Here is a 1671-nt window from a genome sequence, read left to right on the forward strand (position 1 = left end):
AACCTTTGGCTTAGACCTGAGGCTGTCTGCAATTGAGGCTGTTGGCAAGGCAAAACTGCTTTCAATGCCAAAGATTATGACACTTGAGAATGAGCAGGCAATTATAAGGCATGGCAAGAAAATACCAATAACTACTCCGGGAGCAACACAGGGGACATTTACGACAACTTATATAGATGCAAATTTAAAGATAATTGTGACTCCACAGGTAGCACCTGACGGCACAATTTTCTTGAAAATAGACGTAAATAAAGACGAGCCCGATTATGCAAACAAAGATTCATTAGGCAATCCGGCAATAGATACGAGGGCAGTATCAACGCAGGTGCTTGTGAAGGACGGCGAGACCGTTGTTATTGGCGGTATTCTGAAAAGTTCAGAGTCGGACAATGATTCAGGAGTGCCCGGACTTTCCAAGATTCCACTGCTTGGCTGGCTTTTTAAGAGGGAGACCAAGGAAACAAGTTCCGAAGAGTTGCTTATTTTCATAACGCCGAGGATTGTAAAACAGCAATAAGCTGATTGCTTTAGGTTTTCCAGATATTGTATTCGTCTATCAGCTTTATGCCTGTATAATAACAGCAGAGTTCATTGCTCAGGTCATTGATGAACGAGCGCTCGTCTCCGTCCTGGAAGGCAATCCTCACAAAACAAAAACCCCCGGGCAGGTCAGAGTGTTTTTCTTCGACAACCTCTCCGACGCCCCATGAAAAGTATTTCAGATGCCTGACCTTATCGCCGATCTTTAGATATAATCTCTTCATATAAATATTATAACAGACTTATCTGATGTAAACCCCGTACAGGGAGTAGACAAAATGCCCTGTAATGGTGAGCCCATCTTTTCCCCATTCGTCTGGAAGGGGCCAGTAAGGCTCGGCATCCTTTAATGCCTTGATTGCCGCGTCGTCAAGGCTCTTATGCCCTGAAGTCCTGACCAGTTCAACAGTCCCTAACTTCCCATTTTTTTTAATGGTAAACTTTACATACAGGTCGCCGAACAGCCCTTTCTCGGCAGCATCTGAAGGATACCTCCATATGCCTTCTATTTTTTCCTTCAGCCTTTGCATATAGCCATAGTACTTGAACTCCTGCGTATCGAATGTGATGCCGTTATCGGTTTTTGTTTCCTCCTTCCCTTTTTGTGCGAGTTTGCCTATAACATCTTTGTCAAAGAACTTCTCCCTGAAAGTTTTTGGTGCAGGTTTTTCGGATGTGCCCTGCCTGTTTCCGCTCGGGGCAGGAAGTTCACCCTTTCCCTCTTTGCCTGTAACATCCTTTGGCGGAGTAGACGTGGCAGCAGAGTCCGTATCTGAAGAACCTTTTGGCAGTTTTTGCCCGGATGACCGTCCGGATGGAGCAGCCGAAAGGTCTTTCGGCGAAGGCATATCTTCAGGCAGCTTTGGCATCCTGAAAGTCTTTTCTTTTTTTGGCGCTTCAGGACTTTTGGGCGGTCTCAATGTCCTCTCTTGTCGCAGTTCCTCGGGAGTGATGATCTGCGCAAAAAAAGGAGGGGGTACTTTTTCCTTCTTTTCCCGAACAAGAAAAATGGCCAATGAAATCAGTAAAATATGAAATATAAGTGAGTAAATTAAATATTTTCTCAATTTCTTTATTTTAACATAGCCTGAATTTAAAAGACCGTGGATAGCAAAGTTTATAAAATATTTA

The 1671-nt window shown here is 43.9% G+C and carries 2 protein-coding genes and 1 pseudogene; 1 reads left to right on the forward strand and 2 read right to left on the reverse strand.

The features are described 5' to 3' along the window. A pseudogene (locus tag V7L97_RS06165) lies at nt 1–517 on the forward strand (type II and III secretion system protein); the annotation flags it as partial. Between the two features lie 10 nt (nt 518–527). On the opposite strand, the gene V7L97_RS06170 reads toward V7L97_RS06165, so the two are convergent. Together V7L97_RS06170 and V7L97_RS06175 are read right to left on the reverse strand one after the other, a co-directional pair. After that, complete coding sequence (locus tag V7L97_RS06170; RefSeq protein WP_333654255.1) at nt 528–764, reverse strand: hypothetical protein; 237 nt, start codon at nt 762–764, stop codon at nt 528–530. 18 nt (nt 765–782) lie between these two features. Continuing rightward, a partial coding sequence (locus V7L97_RS06175) for an energy transducer TonB (protein ID WP_333654257.1) occupies nt 783–1671 on the reverse strand: 889 nt, incomplete at its 5' end.

The organism is Dissulfurispira sp. (assembly GCF_036745535.1).
Classification (GTDB): Bacteria; Nitrospirota; Thermodesulfovibrionia; order Thermodesulfovibrionales; family Dissulfurispiraceae; genus Dissulfurispira.